Source organism: Streptomyces sp. CA2R106 (assembly GCF_037034245.1).
Taxonomy (GTDB): domain Bacteria; phylum Actinomycetota; class Actinomycetes; order Streptomycetales; family Streptomycetaceae; genus Actinacidiphila.
Genome location: NZ_JBAGKC010000235.1, coordinates 1 through 222, shown reverse-complemented (window position 1 = coordinate 222; position 222 = coordinate 1). Strand labels below are relative to the sequence as shown.

Annotated in this window: 1 protein-coding gene; it reads left to right on the top strand. The window is 72.1% G+C overall.

Going from position 1 to position 222, the window contains the following annotated elements; translation table 11 throughout:
• A partial coding sequence (locus tag WA788_RS35900) for an acyltransferase domain-containing protein (RefSeq protein ID WP_335984759.1) occupies window positions 1–222 on the top strand: 222 nt, incomplete at both ends.

Sequence of the window (222 nt, the reverse complement as noted above, 5' to 3'; positions counted from 1 at the left end):
GAGTGTGCGGCGGCGTTGGCGCCGTATGTGGAGTGGTCGCTGCATGACGTGTTGGCGGGTGCGGAAGGCGCTCCGGCGCTTGAGGCGGCTGATGTGGTGCAGCCGGCGTTGTGGGCGGTGATGGTGTCGCTGGCCGCGGTCTGGGAAGCCGCCGGGGTCGCGCCCGAGGCTGTCGTGGGTCACTCGCAGGGTGAGATCGCGGCGGCGACGGTGGCGGGGATG